Origin of the sequence: Pseudobutyrivibrio ruminis CF1b (genome assembly GCF_000424005.1) — a bacterium.
Taxonomy (GTDB): domain Bacteria; phylum Bacillota; class Clostridia; order Lachnospirales; family Lachnospiraceae; genus Pseudobutyrivibrio; species Pseudobutyrivibrio ruminis_C.
Map to the genome: position 1 here is coordinate 67,264 of NZ_AUJB01000009.1, position 19,516 is coordinate 86,779.

The following is a 19,516-nucleotide window of genomic DNA, read 5'->3' on the forward strand; positions in this document are numbered from 1 at the left end:
GAACTTAGCAAACGAAATTATGCTTCAGGATGGAAAAGACAGCGTAGTAATATGACTGTCGGTCATTAACCTTGTAAAATTGCTGCTCAGTAGAAACAGATGAGAGATTTTTAATCTCTTCAAGGTCAATAAGATTAGTATAGCAACGATCCTGGATATAGCTCATTGTAGCCTTTTGAAAATAAAAGCTTTTGAAAAGAGTACCAATGCAGCGTTTGTTAAACACACCACAGATGGTATCAAGATTATCATCTGAAAATTTAAATGTGGTTATATCGTAATTGTAAGATTGGTCATAGAGGTAAACTGCCACACGTGGATCCATAAAAGGGGTATCAACAGACATGAAAAATGCTCTGTCTCCAGAAAGCATGGTAAGGCATGAAAGGATAGCACCGTAAGGTCCGGCATTTCGTGAAATGTCAGGAATCTCCTGGGCATTAAGACCGAGATGAGATAGGTCACCTCTTTCATTTACAGAAAGATAAACCTTATCAAAAAAAGGGCTGAATTTATCGTAGATATATTCAACCATAGTCTTATCCTCGAATGGTAAAAGAGCTTTTTTTGTACCCATGCGGGAGCTGTCGCCTCCACAAAGAATAACCAAAGTTCTATTCATGTTTTCCTCCAGATGTCATTAATTTCAGTAAATGTAGGATATAACTTTAATATATATAATATCTATTTTCAAAGGAAAATAAAAGTTAACAGCTAAATATGAGTTTAAAAAAGACTTTAGAAAAATATTCAAAATCAAATATGTACCCGTTTCATATGCCAGGGCACAAGCGCCAGCTGGATGGTGTCAGCAAAATAGACATGACAGAGGTAGAGGGTGTTGATGATTTGCATGATGCAAGTGGTGTAATAGCAGAAGATCAAAAACGAATGGCAAAGCTCTTTGGAGCAGATGAAAGTCGTATTTTGGTAGGCGGTTCCACTGTGGGAAATCTGGCTAGTGTGTACGCCAGCTGTAATGAAGGGGATTCAGTAATAATCCAGAGAAATTCCCACAAGAGTGTTTACAACGCTGTGATGTTGAGACATTTAAAATGCGATTACATTGAACCAGATGTTTCTTATAATGGGATTTTCAAAGCGGTAACTTTGGAGCAGGTAAAAAGCGCTGTAGAAAAAGGACAGGCAGTACCTAAAGCAGTAATTATCACAAGCCCGACATATGAAGGCTTTCATGCTCCAGTAAAAGAAATCGCTGAATATTGCCATGATAAGGGAATCATCCTTATTGTGGACCAGGCACATGGAGCTCATCTGGGATTCAACCAGGAGTTTAAAGGTTCAGCTGTGGGACTTGCTGATATTACAATTCAAAGTCTCCATAAGACATTACCATCTCTCACACAGACAGCAGCTATGCATATTTCTGGTGACAGAGTTGACCTTAACAGAGTGGCTGAAGCCCTCGATATTTTCGAGACCAGTTCACCATCTTATGTGTTGATGAATTCCATAAGTAACTGCCTTGATATCCTGGAAAACTGCGGTGAATTATTCAGTGAATATGTGGATAACCTTCAGGATTTTTACAGCATTAGTGGAGAACTAAAAAATCTTCAGCTGATAACTGATGAGACAGATAAGAAAGATCCAGGAAAGCTTATTATTTCAACGAAAAATACAAATATCACAGGCGTGGAGCTGGCTAAGATTCTCAGAGAAAAGTATGAGCTTGAGACAGAGCTTTCAAGCTTTGCATATGTGCTTGCAATGACAAGCATAATGGATACAAAGGAAGGCTTTGACAGATTAAAAACAGCTTTAAAAGAAATCGACGACGCGTTAACAGCGGGACACATTGATGTTACTAACCTAAAGCTAAATTATAAAAAAGTCATGGAGACTTTCCAGGCAAAGGCTGGAGGAGAAAAAGAGGTACCGCTGGCTCACGCTGAGGGAAAAGTATCGGCGGCAATGGTTTGCCTTTATCCGCCAGGAGCACCACTTATCGTGCCGGGTGAGGAAATCAGCAAAGAGGCAATCAAAGTAATCCATGAAGCAAAGGCCAAAGGTCTTCATGTAACAGGCATGGACGTGGAAAGAGAATCCATCTCCGTTGTCAATTAGACAAGGTTAAACTATACTTTATATATAAAACATTAAGAGGACAGTATGGGTAAGATATTTTGCATAATGGGCAAGAGCTCAACAGGAAAAGACACAATATTTAAAATTTTGCTCCAAAGAAAAGATATTAATGTAAATCGAATCGTTTCGTACACAACGAGACCACAGCGAAGCCATGAAAAACCAGGCGAGGAGTACAACTTCGTATCTATCGAAGAAAAGGACAGATTGGTGGCAGAGGGAAAGGTCATAGAGATTCGAAAATACGATACTGTTCATGGACCATGGTTCTACTTTACTGTAGATGATGGAAATGTGGATTTGGATAACGAAGATTATCTTATGATTGGAACAGTAGAAAGCTTTGTTAAGATCCGTGATTACTACGGAGAAGACAAGGTTTTGCCGATATATATAGAGGTAGATGATGGCGTGAGACTCAGCCGTGCCCTTGAGCGCGAGCGCAGTCAGGAGCATCCAAAGTACGAAGAGATGTGCCGCCGTTATCTGGCGGATCAGCAGGATTTTTCAGAGGAAAATCTTGAGAAAGCCGGAATCACAAACAGATTTAACAACAACGAGGACAGCGCAATTACTAGCGATAACATAGCAGCATTCATAAACAGGTAGGTGTTTTTATGGATATTAGAGTAAGCGATGTAAGTCAGGTACAACAAACAGAATCAGCCAAGTCTACAGCCCCAGTGGATGACAGTTTCAAATTCACACTGGCTGCAGCAGTGGATGATGCGGAGCTTCAGGAGAAGCTCACTAATCTCATGAATGATATTGCCACTCAGGGAAAGCTTTTGTCTGAGCACATGGATATCAGGGATATGAAGCGTTACAGGGGTCTGGTAAAGGACTTTCTTAACGAGGTTGTAAATCGCTCTCATAAATTTTCCAGAGAAAACTTCCTTGATCGCCGCGGCCGCCACAGAGTTTACGGAATGATTAAACTGGTGGATGAAAAAATGGATGAGCTGGCAACAGCCCTTGTCCAGGATGAAAGAGACCACCTGGATATTTTAAACAGAGTTGATGAAATCAGAGGATTGCTTTTAGATATCATCACCTAGAAACTAGCAATAAATTGGGAGAATAACTTTTAATGAGCTTCAGTGAAATTATAGGTCAGGAGGATGCCAAAAGCCTCCTTAAAAATGCAGTTAAAACAGGAAATCATAGCCACGCCTATATTTTCAGTGGAGAGAAGGGCTCAGGCAAAATGATGTTGGCGGAAGCTTTCGCCGCAATGCTTCAGTGCGAGAACCCTGGGGATGATGCCTGCGGAGAGTGTCATTCCTGCAAGCAGGCAATCAGTCATAACAATCCCGATATTATCTATGTTCACAGAGAAGAGGGCAAAGCTAATATCAGCGTCGATACTGTAAGAGAGCAGATTGTAAACGACGTAGATATCAAGCCTTACAGTAATAAATATAAAATCTATATTGTTGAAGAGGCAGAGAGGATGAACCCTCAGGCCCAGAATGCGATTCTTAAAACAATCGAGGAGCCACCTGAGTACGCAATCATCATCCTGCTGACAGCAAATCACAACGCATTCCTTCAGACAATTCTGTCCAGATGTGTTCTGATTCAGATGAAATCCATTGATACAGAAAGTATAAAAAGGATACTACAGTCAAAATACGAGATTGTAGATTACCAGTCTGAGATGGTGGCAACCTTTGCCCAGGGAAATGTGGGAAAAGCCATAGCTTTGGCTACTGATTCAAGCTTTAACGAGGTGAAAGATCAGGTGATTTCCCTCTGTAAGAGAGCTGCCAGAATGGAAGAAAACCAGATAGCAGATGAGGTAAAATCCATCAAAGAGGCCAACGACAGCGATAAAAAAGCCAGTGATGATGAGAAAAAATTTCAGGGCTTTGTAGAACAAATGCTAGATTTAATCACCCTTTGGTATAGAGATGTGCTATTATATAAAGCGACATTGAATGATAATCTTCTTTTATTTAAGGAGAATTCATATGATATACAGGAGCAGGCACAGCGCTGCTCATACTATGGCTTAAACAATATTGTTGATGCGATAGCAGAAGCAAGAGCCAGACTAAATGCTAATGTCAATTTCGAATTGACCATTACGCTTCTTATAGAATCAATCAAGGAGAACAGTAAATGATAAAGGTTATCGGCGTACGCTTTAGAGGCGGCGGAAAAGTATATTACTTTGATCCAGACGGAGTAGAGCTCAAGAGAGAGGATCAGGTTATTGTAGAAACAGTTCGTGGTGTTGAAATCGGAACAGTTCTTTTAGTAGACAAGGAGATTTCAGACGACGAAGTTCCAGGCCCAATCAAGAAAATCATGAGAAAGGCCACAGAGGAAGATAAGAAAAAAGCAGTTAAGAATATCGAGAAGGAAAAGGAAGCCCTTAAGATTTGCGAAGAGAAGATTGCAAAGCGCGAGCTTGAGATGAAGCTTGTTGGTGCTGAGTATACCTTCGATAATAACAAGTTAATTTTCTATTTCACAGCTGACGGACGTATTGATTTCCGTGAGCTTGTAAAGGATCTTGCTGCAGTATTCCACACACGTATCGAGCTTAGACAGATTGGTGTTAGAGACGAGACAAAGCTTATGGGTGGAATTGGTATCTGCGGAAGAGAGCTTTGCTGCAAGAGCTATCTTGCTGATTTCGTTCCAGTATCCATCAAGATGGCTAAGGAGCAGAACCTTTCACTTAACCCTACAAAAATTTCAGGACTTTGCGGAAGACTTATGTGCTGCCTCAAGAATGAGCAGGAGACTTACGAGTACCTTAACAGTCGTCTTCCAGGTATCAACGATACAGTTACTACACCTGATGGATTCAAGGGTACAGTTCAGTCAGTAAACGTTCTTCGCCAGACAGTACGTGTACTTTTCGAGGATGGAGATCTTAAGGAGGTAAAGGATTACCCTACAGACCAGCTTAAGTTCAAGCCTAGAAAGCGCAAGGTACAGGTATCTAAGGAAGAGGCTAAGGAGCTTGCCGACTTGGAGGATAAGAATTAATGGAAAATCTTGTTCGCGACGATGAGCGAGTAGATGATCTTCAAATAAACGGATATAAAATCATTCAGCATCCTGACAAATTCTGTTTTGGCATGGATGCTGTCTTGCTATCATCATTTGCTAAAGTTAAGGAAGGTGAGAAGGCCCTGGACTTAGGTACAGGCACCGGAATTCTTCCTATATTATTAGAGGCCAAGACTGATGGTGAGCATTTCACTGGTCTGGAAATCCAGCCGGAAAGTGCTGAAATGGCTAATCGTTCCGTTTTATTGAACGGATTAAGTGATAAAATAGATATAATTGAAGGTGATATTAAGGAGGCAGCACAGATTTTTGGAAAGGGCACCATGAATGTTGTCACCAGCAATCCTCCTTACATGACAAATCACCACGGATTGAAAAATCCAAATGACGCTAAGGCTATTGCCAGACATGAGTTGCTTTGCTCGCTGGAGAATGTTATTAGTCAGACAGCGGCAGTGCTTAAGCCAATGGGAAGATGCTATTTCGTACATCGCCCATTCAGACTGGTGGAAATCATCACATTGATGCGCCAGTACAAGCTGGAGCCAAAGAGAATGAGGCTTGTTTACCCATTTGTGGACAAAGATCCAAACATGGTTCTCATCGAAGGCGTCAAGGGAGGCGGCCCACAGCTTACAGTGGAGTCTCCACTTATTGTGTACGACGCGCCAGGTCAGTACACGGATGAGATTTATGAAATCTACGGAATGATAATGAATTAGAGGAAAATATATGTCAGGAACCCTTTACCTTGTTGCAACTCCAATAGGTAATCTTGAGGATATGACTTTTCGCGCAGTGCGAATTCTCAAGGAAACGGATTTAATTGCAGCAGAGGATACCAGAAACTCAATAAAGTTATTAAACCATTTTGAGATAGATACTCCTATGACCAGCTATCATGAATTTAACAAGGTGGAGAAAGCCCACACTTTGATATCAAAGCTGAAGGAGGGTCAGAACATTGCAGTGGTGACAGATGCGGGAACACCGGGAATCTCAGACCCAGGAGAAGAGCTTGTAGCAATGTGCTACGAAGAAGGCATCGAGGTTACTTCAGTGCCAGGACCTGCAGCATGTATCACAGCGGTGACAATGTCAGGCCAGGCCTGCAGACGTTTTGCATTCGAAGCATTCCTTCCTAAAGATAAGAAGGAACGCCGTAGAATATTAGAAGAATTAAAAAACGAAACAAGAACTATCATTATATATGAAGCACCTCATCATCTTATAGCTACTTTGAAGGAGCTGACAGAGACACTTGGTGAGGACAGGGGCATCACCCTTTGCCGCGAGCTTACTAAAAAGCACGAGGAAAAGGAGAAGACCACTCTTGGCGGAGCCCTTAAATCATACGAGACTAAGGACCCAAGAGGTGAGTACGTATTAGTACTTGCTGGAAAATCCAAGGCCGAGGTTATCGAGGAGGCCAGAGCAGCCTTCGAGGAGATGACTATTCAGGAGCATATGGATATGTATCTTGCTCAGGGCATGGATAAAAAGGAAGCCATGAAGGCGGTTGCCAAAGACAGAGGAGTTAGTAAACGAGACATTTACAATGCTTTGCTAGATTAGCGAGGGAGTTTAAAATGTATATTTTGTATGATTTACTTTTTAACGAATATTTTATGGCACCTGCAATAGCTTGGATTGTAGCACAGGTGATTAAGAATATTATTGATAGTAAAAGATGTGGCTTTAATAAAGAAAAGCTTGGGGAGAGTGGCGGAATGCCAAGCTCACATGCAGCAACAGTAGTCGCATTGATTGCAATCACAGGTGCAAACCTTGGTACAGGCTCATTTGAGTTTGCTTTAGCTTTCTTCTTTGGATTTATTACATTATATGATGCCAGAAGGGTACGCTTTGAGGCTCAGAGACATGGAAGAGCCTTAAACAATCTCAATGAAGAGCGAGAGGAAGAGGGCAAGCAGCCACTTGATATAAAACGTTTTAAAGAAAAAATGGGTCATACAATGCCGGAGCTGATAGCTGGTGGGGTTGTCGGCATAATCTGTGCAGCAGTTGTATATTATCTGCCAATCTAACGGCAGTGGAATAATAATATGGAGAGGGGGACTTGTATTGGTAAACATGGATAATATCCAAAGACTCAAGGAAATGATTGATGAAAGCTCAAGAATCGTTTTCTTCGGTGGGGCAGGAGTCAGCACGGAAAGCGGAATTCCAGATTTCCGTAGCAAGGATGGTCTTTACAATCAGCACGATGTAAGATTTGATAAATATCAGCCAGAATATCTTCTGAGTCACAGTTGCCTTATTCATGAGCCAAAGGTGTATTTTGAGTTCCATCGTCAGAAGATGGATACTAGAAATATCGAGCCTAACAATGCTCATAAATATCTGGCCAAGCTGGAGCAGATGGGTAAGCTCAACGGAATAGTTACTCAGAATATCGATGGTCTTCATCAAAAGGCTGGAAGTAAAGCTGTGTATGAGATTCACGGCAGTGTATTGAGAAATTACTGCATGAAATGCGGAACTACATATCCGGTAGATTACATTTTTGATTCTGATGAACCAATACCAACATGTGATTACTGCGGCGGTGTAGTTCGAGCTGATATTACATTATATGAAGAGGGTCTTCCAGAAGATCAGGTAAGTGGCGCTATTAGAGCCATCGGTTCAGCAGATATGATGATAATCGGCGGAACATCATTGACTGTTTATCCGGCAGCTTCCTTTGTAAACTATTTCAATGGAAAGTACATTGTCATTATTAATCAAAGCGAGCTGGCCTTCAGAGAGTCAGAAAACACCCTGATAATAAAGGACAGAATTGGCGAGGTGTTTACAGAACTCGCCAAGTTACAAGGCATTAGCCTATAAATACGCAAAAATACAAAAGAAAATGTGAAAAGCCTTGAAAAATACCTTCTTACATGATAATATCTTAATTCGTGGTATAAAACATTTATATCCTTGCTAGGCTATATATCGTAGCTTGGCCAATAGACCAAAAGGAGGTAGAAAAGCATGAACAAGTATGAATTAGCACTCGTTGTTAATGCGAAGATCGAAGACGATGCAAGAACTGCCACAGTTGAAAAGGCAAAGGAGTACATCACTCGCTTTGGTGGACAGATCTCAGACGTCGATGATTGGGGCAAGAAGAGACTTGCTTACGAAATTCAGAAGATGAATGAAGGTTACTATTACTTCATCCACTTCGATGCTGAGGCAGGCGTACCTGCACAGATCGAAGAGAATATTCGCATCATGGACAACGTACTTCGATTCTTATGCGTTAGAGCTGACGAGGCTTAATAGTATAAGACAAGGAGATTAATTATGAATAAAGTTATTCTTATGGGACGTCTCACAAGAGACCCAGAAGTTCGTTACGGTGGAGCAAACAACAGCGCTGTTGCAAGATTCTCTCTTGCAGTTGATCGTAGATTTAAGAGAGACGGTGATGAGCAGACAGCAGATTTTATTAACTGCGTTGCTTTCGGAAAGACAGCAGAGTTCCTTGAGAAGTATGCTCGTAAGGGCACAAAGTTCGTTGTAGAGGGTCGTATTCAGACTGGCTCTTACACAAACAAGGACGGACAGAAAGTTTACACTACCGATGTAGTTTGCGAGAATGTTGAGTTCGCAGAGAGCAAAAACTCTCAGGGCGGCGGAAGCAGCTTCGACGGTGGCAGCAATTTCGCACCAAGCTCAGACGCAGGCGACGGCTTCATGAATATCCCTGATGGAATTGACGAGGAATTACCGTTCAACTAAGTCAAGGTACGAAAGCCTTGGCTAACATCAATAGGAGGTTAAATCATGGCTTTTAATAAGACAGGCGATGGTCAGCAGAGAAGAAGACCAATGCATAGAAGAAAGAAAGTCTGTGTTTTCTGTGGTAAGGATAACGTTATCGACTACAAGGATACAGCAAAGCTTAAGAAGTATATTTCTGAGCGTGGAAAGATTCTTCCACGTCGTATCACAGGCACATGTGCTAAGCACCAGAGAGCTCTTACAGTAGCTATCAAGCGTGCTCGTCACGTTGCACTTATGCCATACGTAGCTGAGTAATCAGTAGATATGACTTTACAGAGTCAGGTTCGAAAGAGCCTGGCTCTTTTTTGTTAGAAAAAATAAAGTAGTCAAAAAACTTCCGTTATTGTATAATAAACAAAGTTGATTTCGGGAGGATTTTGTTATGCCAATAATGTCAGTAATTAAAAATACTTCGATAGGCAACTCGCTGTGCTCAAAAGTATCCTATGAGGATTTTAATATAGGATCACAGCTGATTGTAGCGGAGTATGAAGAAGCGCTGTTTATGAAAGACGGCGTCATCGAGGAGGTTTTCGGACCAGGTAAGTACACACTTACAACTGAGAACTATCCATTCTTAACCAAGTTTGTTTCAAAACTGGTTTCTGGAGGCGTTAGTGCCTACAACTGTAAAGTCTATTACATCAACAAAGCACATCATCTTGAGCTCAAGTGGGGTACAGGTACTCCAATCAGAGTTATTGATCCAGTATGGGGAATTGAAGTTCATGTTCAGGCACGTGGTTCATATTCTGTTGTTGTAAAAGATTCTAAGAAGTTTTTCCTTAAGTTTGTTGGAGCAAGTGCAAGTGCCGTAGAGCAGGATATCATCAAGAATTTCAAGACTGCTTTCATTCAGCACATCACAGATGGTCTTGCAGATTACTTAGTTTCAAAGGAAGATGAAGTTCTTGTTACATGCAATAAGAAGAAAGCATTAGCTGATGACATGCTTCCAGTACTCAATGATATTCTTGATGAGTACGGCATGGAGCTTGAGAACTTCTACATCGAGAGCATCGAGGTTCCTGAGAATGATCCATGTATGGCAAGAATCAGAGAGCTTAGAATTAAGCGTCAGGAGAAAATGTTTGATCGTGAACAGCTTGCAGCTGATGAGAGACTTAACTTCAACCTTAGACGTGAATCATCAGAAGCTGACCGTTATGTTTCAGGACAGATGGCACAGGCTGATTATGAGCGTATGACTATCCGTGACCAGGATGGTAACAATGGATGGGCAAGACAGGAGTATGCTGATGCAATCAAAGCTGCAGCTAACAACAACGGCACAGGCGGAGCATTTGTTGGCGCAGGTATGGGTCTTGCAATGGGAAATGCCATGGGAACAATGGTTGGAGCATTGATGAACGGTGGTGAAGGTGCAGGTCCACTTAATGGTGGAGCAGCTACTGGAACTTCAAAGTTAATCTGCCCAAATTGTAATTCTGCAGTACCAGCTGGAAGCAAATTCTGCATTAACTGCGGAAATCCAATGGAGCCAAAGAAGAAAGTTTGCAAGAACTGTGGCGCTGAACTTGCTCCAGGAATGAAGTTCTGCGGTCAGTGCGGTACACCAGTTTCAGAAATAAAGACATGTAAGTCTTGCGGTGCTGAGCTTGCAGCAGGTCAGGTATTCTGCGGCGAGTGCGGAACTAAAAACGACTAGTATTGGGAATAAGGAGAATTAGTTATGAGTAGAACCTTTATGAAGGGTATTGTAGCGGCAATAATCATTGTAGTGGCTAATGTAGGTCTGTTCTTATTTAACAACACCTTCACACACACATTCTGGATTAGCTATACATTTATGATGATGGCAGCTCTTATCACAGCTTATGTTGAGGTCATTCACGTTAATAAAAAACAGATTCTTCATGCATATGAAATTTCTGCAGTAACAGGTTTTTATTTTGTAGTAGCATTTATTGCAGGATTAATTTCAATCAAAGTTTTATGGTTAATTCCTGCAAGAGCATTTTTCCTTCAGTTTGTTATCTTTGCATTGTACTTAGTGGCATATTTAGTTTTATCTATGCACGAATCTCATGTAAATGAGCAGCAGGCTACAAGAACAACAGACCTTATGAACTTCAAGTACATTCTTGATAACATGAAGAGTGCAGCTTCAAAGATGGAGTATTCACATCCACAGAGAAAGATGGTAATGCATGCCTATGATTCACTTGCAAGCGGACAGGTGGCAAGCAGTGAGCAGGTATTTGATATTGAAAACAGCATCACTGAAGCAGTTGAAGAATTAAAGGCAGCCATCACAGGCAAGGATGATGAAAAGGTAGAAAAGCTTTGCAAGAGAATAGAAGAGCTTTCTGATGAAAGAAAGAGCAAGTTAACAGCAAGAAGACCTTTCTAAAGTTATATGAAAAGAGGATAAAGTTATGGATGAAGTAATGAATGTAATTGAAAAATACGGTGCTGATAAAAATAAATGGTATTTATCAATTTGGTTTATCGTAATAATGTTTTTCGTTTTCTGTCCAGCAGGAATCGCACTTTTGATTTTACGTAACTCAGGTAACAAGAAATCAATGTTCATCGGAACTACTGACAAGAGAAAGTATATCCTTGCAGGTGCAGCTCTTATTATTCTTGGTATTTCACAGATTAAGAGCTCTACAGTATGGGGCCTTTTAATGATCGCGGGTGGTGGAGCACTTCTCTATTACTCAAAGACACTTGTAGACAAGGCTGAGAGAAATAAGAAGTATATCGACCTTATTGTAAACCAGCGTGAGGGAAGCATTGATAACATCGCAGGTGTTTGCAGCATCCCTTATGACAAGGCTATTAAAGAGCTTAAGTATCTTCAGACAGTTGGTGTTTTAAATAATATCTCTATCGATGAAGCAAATCGTGTTGTTACTCTTATCGAGGCACAGCAGGTTGCAGATAGAAGCGGCGGTCTTTTAGGTTCTTTAGTACAGGCTGAGGAAGTAACTTGCACATGCCCAGGATGTGGTGCTACAAAGCTTGTAATTAAGGGAACTTCAACATGTTGTGAGTACTGCGACACACCTATGTCAGCAAGCTAAAATCAATTTTATAAACACATAAACAAATTAATGCAATAAAAAACCCTTTCTAAGGAATGATCTTAGAAAGGGCCTTTTTTTATTTGCTTATAGAATCGCTTGCGCTATAGTTAGAATCGTATTCGTTTTTATCCCATGTTGAGTAGTAATCCATAATTGAATGGTCATCTTCATTAGTCTGGTATGTGTAAGGGCGGCCGTCATCAGTCTTTGCCTGGACACAGAATACACCAGGAGAAACTTCTATAATTGCAGAAATTTTATTAGAAAAATCAACCTCAAACTTGCCACTATTTGTCATATGACCATAGTCAATTGTTGAATCAGTGAACTGTACATAGTATGTAGCAGGGAAGTTATCATTTTCTCCTGAAATAGAATTTGAACCCCAAATTCCTTCAATGGAAGAAGGTTCAGAAGTAGGTTCAGTAGAAGGTTCCTGTGTTGAAGAAATAGCTGTTTCCGAAGCAGTATTATCCGAGCTTGCTCCACATCCTATAATTGAAGCACCGATAGCCAATGTCAGCATAAATATCATTATTCTTTTTTTCATGTAATTATTCCTCCTAACTGTAATACATGATGTGATACAGTTATAGCATATTTACTATTTTATTGTCAAAATGGCTTTAGATTATTTTAGATTTTACTGTGGTTGGTAAGTGGTGTGCAAAACTTATTAATAGCTATAGATAAGTATAGTGCAAGAGTAATTGAGAAGGTATGAAATATAAGTGAGAAATGGTATATTAAATATAGCAATATATTTACGGGAGAATGCGGTATATGATTATAAATTATCTAGTGATTGTGAATGCCCTTGGCCTGGCAGCAATGGGGCTTGATAAACAGAAGGCCATTAGAAATCAGTGGAGAATTCCAGAGAAAACACTTTTCCTAATAAGTGCCATTGGAGGAAGCATTGGAACATTCGTAGGGATGTATCTATTTCGCCACAAGACAAAGCATTGGTATTTTGTAGTTGGAATGCCAGCCATATTGGTGGCACATGTGGTGATTGGATTTTTTTTATATAGCAGGATGTATATTGGATAAGGAGAATACATAGTTATGATGACAACAATTACAGGATTATTATTCGGAGCACTGGCAGGATTCATTGCCACAACTCTTATGAACGAGAAGTCAGGATGGATAAAGAATATTGTTTTAGGTGTAGCCGGCGGATTTGTTGGCGGATACGCTTTTAAATTGATTGGAATTTCAGCAAACGGACAGTTTGGAAGCCTTATAACATCCGTTGCTGGCGCTTGCATTTGTATTTGGGTAGGAAGAAAATTGTTCTAAAGACAAGTGTTGTACAACATTAGAATATAAGGCGGAAATACTGTCGAACAATACTTACAAAAGGGGGAGTTTACAATGCCAAGAGTTAATCTATCTATTAATCAGGAGATGTATGACAAGATCAAACATCAGGCAGAGATTCAGGGGATTTCAGTCAACAACATGATCTACAGTCAGCTGCAGAAGCAGTATGGGGATGACGAGTTTGATTATATTGTTGCACTTGATTGTTTAAAGCAGGAGGCTTCAGAGAAGAGTGGTTATTTTAGTTTATGGGAGCTTCCAACATTTAAAGAGATTAGCAATATTGATTCAGAACAGGGGAAGAAGGAATCTCCTGAGCAGATAAGAGCCCGCCTGGGCAAAATGTTCCATGACTCAGTGAAGAATGGTCAGGTATGGGACGTAATGATTCATACTGGAAAGATTGAGGTGCCTCAGCACAAGTCTAAAAGACCAGGAAGGGCTGTGATTTACGCTAAAAAGAGTGAGCAGAGGAAACTGTTGTACAACACTCCGGATGACATATTTAATATTGTTGAACAACACTTACAAGAGGCTATAAATCAATAAACTGATGAAGTATTCAAATATAGTAAATGCAAAATTTATATCCCGTCCAAACAGGTTCATAGCACATGTAGAACTGGATGGAAAAGACGTTACTGTACATGTTAAGAACACAGGTCGATGCAAGGAGCTGTTGCTTCCAGGGCGAACTGTGTATCTGGAAAAGGCTAGTAATCCAGAACGCAAGACACCGTATGATTTGGTGGCTGTAGATACGCCAATAGGGATAATTAATATCGATTCCCAGGCACCAAATGCAGTAGTGAAGGAATGGCTCTTAAAACAGGATTATACGGTGGTACAGCCGGAGTATAAGTACGGTGATTCCAGAATAGATTTCTACATGGAAAAAGGAGAGGATAAATACCTTTTAGAAGTAAAGGGATGTACTCTCATAAAAGACGGGATAGGCTATTTCCCAGACGCTCCTACAGAAAGAGGAGTGAAGCACCTTAGAGAGCTGGCCAAAGCGGTAGATAAGGGTTTTAAAACCATGGTAGCTTTTGTAATCCAGGTAGAGGGAGTGACAGAAGTGCGACCTAACGTGGAGACCCATCCGGAATTTGGAATGGCTTTGCAGGGAGCAAAGGATGCAGGCGTAGAAGTATTGTGCCTGGCTTGCAATGTTTGGGAAGATGGATTGGAGATAATTTGAAAAAAAGAATGGTTTTGATTGCCGCATGCATAAGTATTATTGCAGCAGGATGTGGCGTGCAAAATGAACCGGCAGAAAATAAAGAGGTGTATGAAGAAGTAATCGAGACTGCGGCGGGGCCTGTCGAAGAGGTTACTGGAGAATATGATTTCACTCTTTGTTTTGCCGGAGATATAAACTTTGATGAAAACTGGGTGACAACCCAGTTTTTGAATACCTGTGAAAATGGAATCTATGATTGCATCGATTCAAAGATGGTAGAAACCATGCAACAGGCGGACATAATGTGGATAAATAACGAGTTCACATATAGCAATGGTGGACAACCTTTAGACGGAAAAGCTTATACTTTCAGAGCTAATCCTGAGAGGGTAGAGAACCTGGAATTGTTAGGTGTGGATATTGTAGGTCTGGCAAATAATCACGTTTATGATTACGGAAAAGATGCGTTGCTGGATACCTTTGATACATTGCAGCAGGCAAATATCCCATACGTGGGAGCAGGCCGTGATTTGGCGGAAGCCAGCGCTCCAGTCTACATGGAAGTAGATGGAAAGACGGTAGCATTTGTAGCAGCAAGCAGAGCCGAGAAATATAAGATGACACCACAGGCCACCGAAGAAGAGCCTGGAATATTACGTTGCTACGATACAGAGATTTTTGATCAGGAGATAGCAGAGGCAGATGCCAATGCGGATATAGTGGTAGCATTACCACACTGGGGCACAGAATATTCCACTGAGCTTGAACCTGTTCAGTCAGAGACAGCAAGAGAATACATAGATGCTGGAGCAGATGTTGTCATCGGAGCACATACACATTGCCTGCAGGGATTTGAGTTTTATAAAGATGTACCGATTGTATACAGTTTGGGAAATTATTGGTTCAACGAGAAGACCTTAGATACCATGTTGGTAAACATCCATTGTTTTGGAAACGATGAAGAGGACCACATGGAAGTGATTATCACTCCAGGATTACAGTCTAACCTTAAGACTACATACGTCAGCAATCCAGAAGACCAGAGGAAATTATATGAGCGATTAGAGGATATTTCCTTTGGAGTAGAGATTAATGATGATGGAAAGGTGATTCAGAAGTAACTGTAGTACAACAGTATAATTACAGGGATAAAAAGTGTAGAACGATATTTACAAAGCTTGAAAATAAAGGATTTAGGAGAAGATGTAATGAGAAAATTACTTGTAGTTGTAGATATGCAAAAGGATTTCGTAGATGGAGCACTCGGTACTAAGGAAGCAGTAGCTATAGTACCTGCAGTAATCGAAAAGATAAAGTCCTACGATAAGAAGGATATCTTTGTGACAAGGGATACACACCAGCCAGACTACATGGAGACACAGGAGGGCCACAACCTTCCGGTGGAACATTGCGTGGAGGGAACAGCAGGCTGGGAACTTGATAAAGAGGTTGCAGCAGTTGTAGATGGAGCTACATTTGTTAACAAGCCAACATTTGGATCTGTGAAACTGGCAGAGATGATTAGTGACATCGCAAGCAAAGAAGATATCGAGATTGAGCTCATAGGTCTTTGCACAGATATCTGTGTTGTATCAAACGCACTTATGTTGAAAGCACACATGCCAGAGGTACACATCAGCGTGGATTCAAAATGCTGCGCAGGAGTAACACCAGAGAAGCACGAAGCAGCCCTTGAAACCATGAGATCTTGCCAGATAGACGTGAGATAAGTACAAGAATGCTAAGTGTAGTACAACAGTTAGATTAGGTGCGGGGGAAGTGTAGAACGAGAGTTACAAACAGTGGGGGATTGCAAAGTTGGATAATAAATTTATTACCAATTATACAGAAGAAACTTTTTTAGATAGAGTTCGAGATAACTTAAGAAAATGTAGTAAATTTTGTTTTTCTGTTAGTTTTATAAAAAAAGCGGGTTTAGCATTACTTTCAAAAGATATAGAACTAGCCTTACAAAGAGGTGTTGAGGGTAAAATAATAACATCTACTTATCAAAATTTTACTGACATAGAGTCACTTAAAAGTTTCTTACTTTATATGGAAAAATATCCTTCCTTTGAATGTCACTTAGATTTTGAAAGTTTCTATGACAATTCTTATACAACTATTGGATATCATACAAAAGGGTATTATTTTGAATTTGATGATAAAGCAGAATTAATTGTTGGAAGTTCAAATATTACAAGATATGCTTTGCTAAAGAATATTGAATGGGATTTAATTGTTAAAGATGAAAAAAGCAACTCTGTATTTAAGGAGATGTTGTATGAGTATGAGGATAAATGGAACGGAACATATAAATTAGATAACGAGCTTGTAAAAAAGTATTTAACAAAAATAAACTATGCCATTGAAAGATGGGATATGGATTATGATTTGGAGGAATCGAAAGTTAATCCAAATTATATGCAAAGAAATGCCTTAAAAGAATTAAATAGATACAGAGTGATGGGGCTACATAAAGCACTTATAATAGCTGCTGCTGGTAGTGGAAAAACATTTTTAGCAGCGTTTGATGTAAGAAATTTTCAACCTAAAAAGATGCTATATATCGTTCACGAGGGTTCTATCATGGAAAAAGCTCTCGAAACATTTCAAATGGTATTTGGAAATAGTGTATCTTATGGTATCTATAATGCAGATAATAAGGAGCTGAATGCTGATTTTTTGTTTACAGGAAATCAAATCATGAGCAAAAATCTTAATCTGTTTTCGCGAAATGAGTTTGACTATATCATTTTAGACGAGTGTCACAGAGCAACAGCTCCAACTTATAGAAAAATAATAGAATATTTTGAACCAGAATTTCTATTAGGTCTTACAGCAACACCAGAAAGAATGGACAACGAAGATGTTTTTGATCTGTTTGATGCAAATGTACCTTTTGAGTTAAGACTTAAAGATGCCATAATTAACGAATTAGTTGTTCCATTTCATTACTATGGAATAAGAGACAAATTGATAGATTACGGGTTGCCAAAAGCTAAGGAAAGAAAGCTGATAGCACAACTTTCTTCAGTTGAGCATTGTGCATTTATACATGAAAAAATAGAGGAACATAGACCAAACGGAAAATTAAAGGCTTTAGTTTTTTGTAAAGATATTAATCATGCACGTATGATAGGCGAAGAATTAGAAGAATACTATCATACAGCCTATTTAACTGGAAGAAATAAAGTAGGAGAAAGAATACGAGCTTTTAATGATTTACAAGATGACAGTAAAGAACTAGAGGTGCTTTGTACAGTAGATATTCTAAATGAAGGTGTAGATATACCAGGTTGTAATATGGTTTTATTTTTACGCCCAACAGAAAGTTCTACTGTTTTTATTCAACAACTGGGACGTGGTCTAAGAAAATATGAAAATAAAGAATATGTTACTGTTTTAGATTTCATAGGTAATAGTTATAAAAGAAGTGTACAAATAGCTTTTGCCTTGGGAAGTATAGGAGAGACATTTGTTTTAGAAAAAAGGTTAATGCACAAACTTGTGGAGGATAATTTTGCAGCTTTAGGGTTAGAAAAATATGGTGTACAGATTAATATTGATAAAGAGAGCCAAAAAGAAATAATCGAATATATTGATCAAGAAAATTTCAATAGATGGTCATATTTAGAGCAAGATTATAAGAATTTCAAAAAATATATTAACAGTGAATACCCTCCAAAACATACAGATTATTTATACAATGATTGTGCTCCGAATATACTAAGATTTATTAAGACAAAAAAAGAAGGAAAAGTAGTAGGGTGTTATTATAATTTCTTAAAAGAGATAGAAGATGGGTTACCATACTTCACTGAAGAACAGATTGAATTGTTAAAATATGTATCAAACCTTTTGCCGCTTGTAAGAAAATGTGAATTTTTGATTTTAAAGGAGCTAATAGAAAAAGAGTGTAATAAGGAAGAGATACAAAAAGTATTAATTGAAGAATCCTGTAGAGTTGAAGAAATAGAACATGCTATAAAGTTTATGAAGAATAGAAAAGCAATTTATGAAGCAAATAGTATTTATTCTATTTCAGTAAAAATGGATGACGAATTTAAAAAGCATTTAAAAGATCTTCTTGAATATGGTCTAAATCAGTATGAAACAGATTATAAAAATAATGAAAAATTCTTGTTGTGGCATAATTACAGAATGGATCAAGTCCAATTAAAATGTTTAAAGGATCCAGGACATACACAAAAAGGTACATACTTTTATGGTGATGAAGCAATTTTATTTGCCTCACTTAAGAAAGATGCAACTGTTGAAGAACGTCTAAATTATAAAGATAAATTTATAGATAGTAATTTATTTCAGTGGGAATGTGAGAATAATATTAGTGCAAATGAATTAAAGGCATTGAGGTTGTGTAAATATGTCCACATTTTCGTAAGAAAAGTTTCATCAGAACATGGTTTGACATTACCTTTTACTTATGTAGGAGAAGGTAGTTTTTCTAACGAAAGACGACAAGAAAATATAGATAATGATGGTAAAATTAATATAACATATTTATATGACATACCAATGAAAGACTCATTACCAGATTACCTACAGTATGATTTTGGAATAGCAAAATAGAAAGAAAAATTTATGAAAACAATCCGCGTAGTTGCAGCAGTAATTAAAGCAGAGAACAATGAAGGTCAGCCTATGATTTTTGCTACCCAGAGAGGTTACGGAGATTATAAGGATGGCTGGGAATTTCCAGGTGGAAAGATTGAAGAGGGGGAGACACCTCAGCAGGCTCTTGTTAGAGAAATTCAGGAAGAGCTTGATACAATAATCCAGGTAGGCGATTTAATTGATACCATCGAGTATGATTATCCTACATTCCATCTTTCTATGGATTGTTTCTGGAGTCAGATTGTGGAAGGTGATTTGGTTCTTAAGGAGCATGAAGCAGCAAGATGGCTCACTAAGGAAACCATTGATGAAGTGGATTGGTTACCAGCGGATATCACACTTATAGAGAAGGTTAAAGAAGCAATAGAATAAATGT

General features: G+C 39.2%; 25 protein-coding genes. 23 read left to right on the plus strand and 2 right to left on the minus strand.

Translation table 11 applies throughout. From position 1 onward, the window contains the following. Positions 1-4: 4 nt before the first annotated feature. Positions 5-622 carry a molybdenum cofactor guanylyltransferase gene (mobA, locus tag G592_RS0106880; protein ID WP_028247174.1) on the minus strand — a complete coding sequence of 206 codons (618 nt, stop codon included), beginning with the start codon at positions 620-622 and terminating at the stop codon, positions 5-7. A gap of 98 nt (positions 623-720) precedes the next feature. On the opposite strand from mobA, the gene G592_RS15865 reads away from it, so the two are divergent. From G592_RS15865 to G592_RS0106955, 15 genes are all read left to right on the plus strand, one after another. After that, positions 721-2,088 carry an aminotransferase class I/II-fold pyridoxal phosphate-dependent enzyme gene (locus G592_RS15865; protein ID WP_036952153.1) on the plus strand — a complete coding sequence of 456 codons (1,368 nt, stop codon included), beginning with the start codon at positions 721-723 and terminating at the stop codon, positions 2,086-2,088. A 45-nt stretch (positions 2,089-2,133) separates the two neighbouring features. Then, positions 2,134-2,718 carry a guanylate kinase gene (locus G592_RS0106890; protein ID WP_028247175.1) on the plus strand — a complete coding sequence of 195 codons (585 nt, stop codon included), beginning with the start codon at positions 2,134-2,136 and terminating at the stop codon, positions 2,716-2,718. Between the two features lie 8 nt (positions 2,719-2,726). Then, positions 2,727-3,167: a YaaR family protein gene (locus G592_RS0106895; protein ID WP_028247176.1), complete on the plus strand. Its 441-nt coding sequence runs from the start codon at positions 2,727-2,729 to the stop codon at positions 3,165-3,167. A gap of 32 nt (positions 3,168-3,199) precedes the next feature. Next, positions 3,200-4,237, plus strand: a complete 1,038-nt coding sequence (gene holB / locus G592_RS0106900) for a DNA polymerase III subunit delta' (RefSeq protein ID WP_036952157.1) — start codon at positions 3,200-3,202, stop codon at positions 4,235-4,237. After that, positions 4,234-5,112, plus strand: a complete 879-nt coding sequence (locus tag G592_RS0106905) for a PSP1 domain-containing protein (RefSeq protein ID WP_028247178.1) — start codon at positions 4,234-4,236, stop codon at positions 5,110-5,112. Before holB ends, G592_RS0106905 begins: the two co-directional genes overlap by 4 nt. Further along, positions 5,112-5,858, plus strand: coding sequence for a tRNA1(Val) (adenine(37)-N6)-methyltransferase (locus G592_RS0106910; RefSeq protein WP_028247179.1), 747 nt, complete (start codon positions 5,112-5,114; stop codon positions 5,856-5,858). Before G592_RS0106905 ends, G592_RS0106910 begins: the two co-directional genes overlap by 1 nt. Positions 5,859-5,868: 10 nt before the next feature. Continuing rightward, positions 5,869-6,711, plus strand: coding sequence for a 16S rRNA (cytidine(1402)-2'-O)-methyltransferase (gene rsmI, locus G592_RS0106915; protein WP_028247180.1), 843 nt, complete (start codon positions 5,869-5,871; stop codon positions 6,709-6,711). A 14-nt stretch (positions 6,712-6,725) separates the two neighbouring features. After that, positions 6,726-7,184, plus strand: coding sequence for a divergent PAP2 family protein (locus G592_RS0106920; RefSeq protein ID WP_028247181.1), 459 nt, complete (start codon positions 6,726-6,728; stop codon positions 7,182-7,184). A 46-nt stretch (positions 7,185-7,230) separates the two neighbouring features. Continuing rightward, on the plus strand, positions 7,231-7,989 hold the full coding sequence (locus G592_RS0106925; RefSeq protein ID WP_036952286.1) for an NAD-dependent protein deacylase: 759 nt from the start codon (positions 7,231-7,233) through the stop codon (positions 7,987-7,989). Positions 7,990-8,136: 147 nt separating this feature from the next. Then, complete coding sequence (gene rpsF, locus G592_RS0106930; RefSeq protein WP_028247183.1) at positions 8,137-8,427, plus strand: 30S ribosomal protein S6; 291 nt, start codon at positions 8,137-8,139, stop codon at positions 8,425-8,427. A gap of 24 nt (positions 8,428-8,451) precedes the next feature. Next, complete coding sequence (locus G592_RS0106935) at positions 8,452-8,889, plus strand: single-stranded DNA-binding protein (RefSeq protein WP_028247184.1); 438 nt, start codon at positions 8,452-8,454, stop codon at positions 8,887-8,889. A 45-nt stretch (positions 8,890-8,934) separates the two neighbouring features. Next, positions 8,935-9,189 carry a 30S ribosomal protein S18 gene (rpsR, locus tag G592_RS0106940; RefSeq protein WP_015550621.1) on the plus strand — a complete coding sequence of 85 codons (255 nt, stop codon included), beginning with the start codon at positions 8,935-8,937 and terminating at the stop codon, positions 9,187-9,189. Positions 9,190-9,316: 127 nt separating this feature from the next. Beyond that, positions 9,317-10,603, plus strand: a complete 1,287-nt coding sequence (locus G592_RS0106945; RefSeq protein WP_028247185.1) for an SPFH domain-containing protein — start codon at positions 9,317-9,319, stop codon at positions 10,601-10,603. Positions 10,604-10,627: 24 nt separating this feature from the next. Beyond that, positions 10,628-11,308 carry a hypothetical protein gene (locus G592_RS0106950; RefSeq protein WP_028247186.1) on the plus strand — a complete coding sequence of 227 codons (681 nt, stop codon included), beginning with the start codon at positions 10,628-10,630 and terminating at the stop codon, positions 11,306-11,308. Between the two features lie 25 nt (positions 11,309-11,333). Next, positions 11,334-11,987: a hypothetical protein gene (locus tag G592_RS0106955; protein WP_028247187.1), complete on the plus strand. Its 654-nt coding sequence runs from the start codon at positions 11,334-11,336 to the stop codon at positions 11,985-11,987. Positions 11,988-12,066: 79 nt separating this feature from the next. Here the strand turns inward: G592_RS0106955 and G592_RS0106960 are convergent, their stop codons facing one another. Beyond that, the gene (locus tag G592_RS0106960; protein ID WP_028247188.1) at positions 12,067-12,540 is read right to left on the minus strand and encodes a hypothetical protein; all 474 of its coding nucleotides are present in this window, start codon (positions 12,538-12,540) and stop codon (positions 12,067-12,069) included. A 233-nt stretch (positions 12,541-12,773) separates the two neighbouring features. Here G592_RS0106960 and G592_RS0106965 point away from each other — a divergent pair, with 233 nt between their 5' ends. From G592_RS0106965 to G592_RS0107000, 8 genes are all read left to right on the plus strand, one after another. Further along, positions 12,774-13,043: a DUF1294 domain-containing protein gene (locus G592_RS0106965; protein WP_330365409.1), complete on the plus strand. Its 270-nt coding sequence runs from the start codon at positions 12,774-12,776 to the stop codon at positions 13,041-13,043. A gap of 15 nt (positions 13,044-13,058) precedes the next feature. After that, positions 13,059-13,295: a GlsB/YeaQ/YmgE family stress response membrane protein gene (locus tag G592_RS0106970; RefSeq protein WP_028247190.1), complete on the plus strand. Its 237-nt coding sequence runs from the start codon at positions 13,059-13,061 to the stop codon at positions 13,293-13,295. 75 nt (positions 13,296-13,370) lie between these two features. Continuing rightward, entirely contained in the window at positions 13,371-13,868 is a 498-nt protein-coding gene (locus G592_RS0106975; protein WP_028247191.1) for a hypothetical protein, read from the plus strand. 4 nt (positions 13,869-13,872) lie between these two features. Further along, positions 13,873-14,520, plus strand: a complete 648-nt coding sequence (gene sfsA, locus G592_RS0106980) for a DNA/RNA nuclease SfsA (protein WP_028247192.1) — start codon at positions 13,873-13,875, stop codon at positions 14,518-14,520. Then, complete coding sequence (locus G592_RS15870; protein ID WP_051194801.1) at positions 14,517-15,623, plus strand: CapA family protein; 1,107 nt, start codon at positions 14,517-14,519, stop codon at positions 15,621-15,623. Before sfsA ends, G592_RS15870 begins: the two co-directional genes overlap by 4 nt. Before the next feature lie 87 nt (positions 15,624-15,710). After that, entirely contained in the window at positions 15,711-16,232 is a 522-nt protein-coding gene (locus tag G592_RS0106990; RefSeq protein ID WP_028247193.1) for a cysteine hydrolase family protein, read from the plus strand. Positions 16,233-16,320: 88 nt separating this feature from the next. After that, complete coding sequence (locus G592_RS0106995) at positions 16,321-19,095, plus strand: DUF3427 domain-containing protein (protein ID WP_028247194.1); 2,775 nt, start codon at positions 16,321-16,323, stop codon at positions 19,093-19,095. Between the two features lie 12 nt (positions 19,096-19,107). Next, entirely contained in the window at positions 19,108-19,512 is a 405-nt protein-coding gene (locus G592_RS0107000; protein WP_028247195.1) for a (deoxy)nucleoside triphosphate pyrophosphohydrolase, read from the plus strand. Positions 19,513-19,516 lie beyond the last annotated feature (4 nt).

Excerpts from the sequence above, each read along its gene's own strand:
- mobA (WP_028247174.1), bottom strand. The coding sequence starts at position 622 with ATGAATAGAACTTTGGTTATTCTTTGTGGAGGCGACAGCTCCCGCATG.
- G592_RS15865 (WP_036952153.1), top strand. The coding sequence starts at position 721 with ATGAGTTTAAAAAAGACTTTAGAAAAATATTCAAAATCAAATATGTAC.
- G592_RS0106890 (WP_028247175.1), top strand. The coding sequence starts at position 2,134 with ATGGGTAAGATATTTTGCATAATGGGCAAGAGCTCAACAGGAAAAGAC.
- G592_RS0106895 (WP_028247176.1), top strand. The coding sequence starts at position 2,727 with ATGGATATTAGAGTAAGCGATGTAAGTCAGGTACAACAAACAGAATCA.
- holB (WP_036952157.1), top strand. The coding sequence starts at position 3,200 with ATGAGCTTCAGTGAAATTATAGGTCAGGAGGATGCCAAAAGCCTCCTT.
- G592_RS0106905 (WP_028247178.1), top strand. The coding sequence starts at position 4,234 with ATGATAAAGGTTATCGGCGTACGCTTTAGAGGCGGCGGAAAAGTATAT.
- G592_RS0106910 (WP_028247179.1), top strand. The coding sequence starts at position 5,112 with ATGGAAAATCTTGTTCGCGACGATGAGCGAGTAGATGATCTTCAAATA.
- rsmI (WP_028247180.1), top strand. The coding sequence starts at position 5,869 with ATGTCAGGAACCCTTTACCTTGTTGCAACTCCAATAGGTAATCTTGAG.
- G592_RS0106920 (WP_028247181.1), top strand. The coding sequence starts at position 6,726 with ATGTATATTTTGTATGATTTACTTTTTAACGAATATTTTATGGCACCT.
- G592_RS0106925 (WP_036952286.1), top strand. The coding sequence starts at position 7,231 with ATGGATAATATCCAAAGACTCAAGGAAATGATTGATGAAAGCTCAAGA.
- rpsF (WP_028247183.1), top strand. The coding sequence starts at position 8,137 with ATGAACAAGTATGAATTAGCACTCGTTGTTAATGCGAAGATCGAAGAC.
- G592_RS0106935 (WP_028247184.1), top strand. The coding sequence starts at position 8,452 with ATGAATAAAGTTATTCTTATGGGACGTCTCACAAGAGACCCAGAAGTT.
- rpsR (WP_015550621.1), top strand. The coding sequence starts at position 8,935 with ATGGCTTTTAATAAGACAGGCGATGGTCAGCAGAGAAGAAGACCAATG.
- G592_RS0106945 (WP_028247185.1), top strand. The coding sequence starts at position 9,317 with ATGCCAATAATGTCAGTAATTAAAAATACTTCGATAGGCAACTCGCTG.
- G592_RS0106950 (WP_028247186.1), top strand. The coding sequence starts at position 10,628 with ATGAGTAGAACCTTTATGAAGGGTATTGTAGCGGCAATAATCATTGTA.
- G592_RS0106955 (WP_028247187.1), top strand. The coding sequence starts at position 11,334 with ATGGATGAAGTAATGAATGTAATTGAAAAATACGGTGCTGATAAAAAT.
- G592_RS0106960 (WP_028247188.1), bottom strand. The coding sequence starts at position 12,540 with ATGAAAAAAAGAATAATGATATTTATGCTGACATTGGCTATCGGTGCT.
- G592_RS0106965 (WP_330365409.1), top strand. The coding sequence starts at position 12,774 with ATGATTATAAATTATCTAGTGATTGTGAATGCCCTTGGCCTGGCAGCA.
- G592_RS0106970 (WP_028247190.1), top strand. The coding sequence starts at position 13,059 with ATGATGACAACAATTACAGGATTATTATTCGGAGCACTGGCAGGATTC.
- G592_RS0106975 (WP_028247191.1), top strand. The coding sequence starts at position 13,371 with ATGCCAAGAGTTAATCTATCTATTAATCAGGAGATGTATGACAAGATC.
- sfsA (WP_028247192.1), top strand. The coding sequence starts at position 13,873 with ATGAAGTATTCAAATATAGTAAATGCAAAATTTATATCCCGTCCAAAC.
- G592_RS0106990 (WP_028247193.1), top strand. The coding sequence starts at position 15,711 with ATGAGAAAATTACTTGTAGTTGTAGATATGCAAAAGGATTTCGTAGAT.
- G592_RS0107000 (WP_028247195.1), top strand. The coding sequence starts at position 19,108 with ATGAAAACAATCCGCGTAGTTGCAGCAGTAATTAAAGCAGAGAACAAT.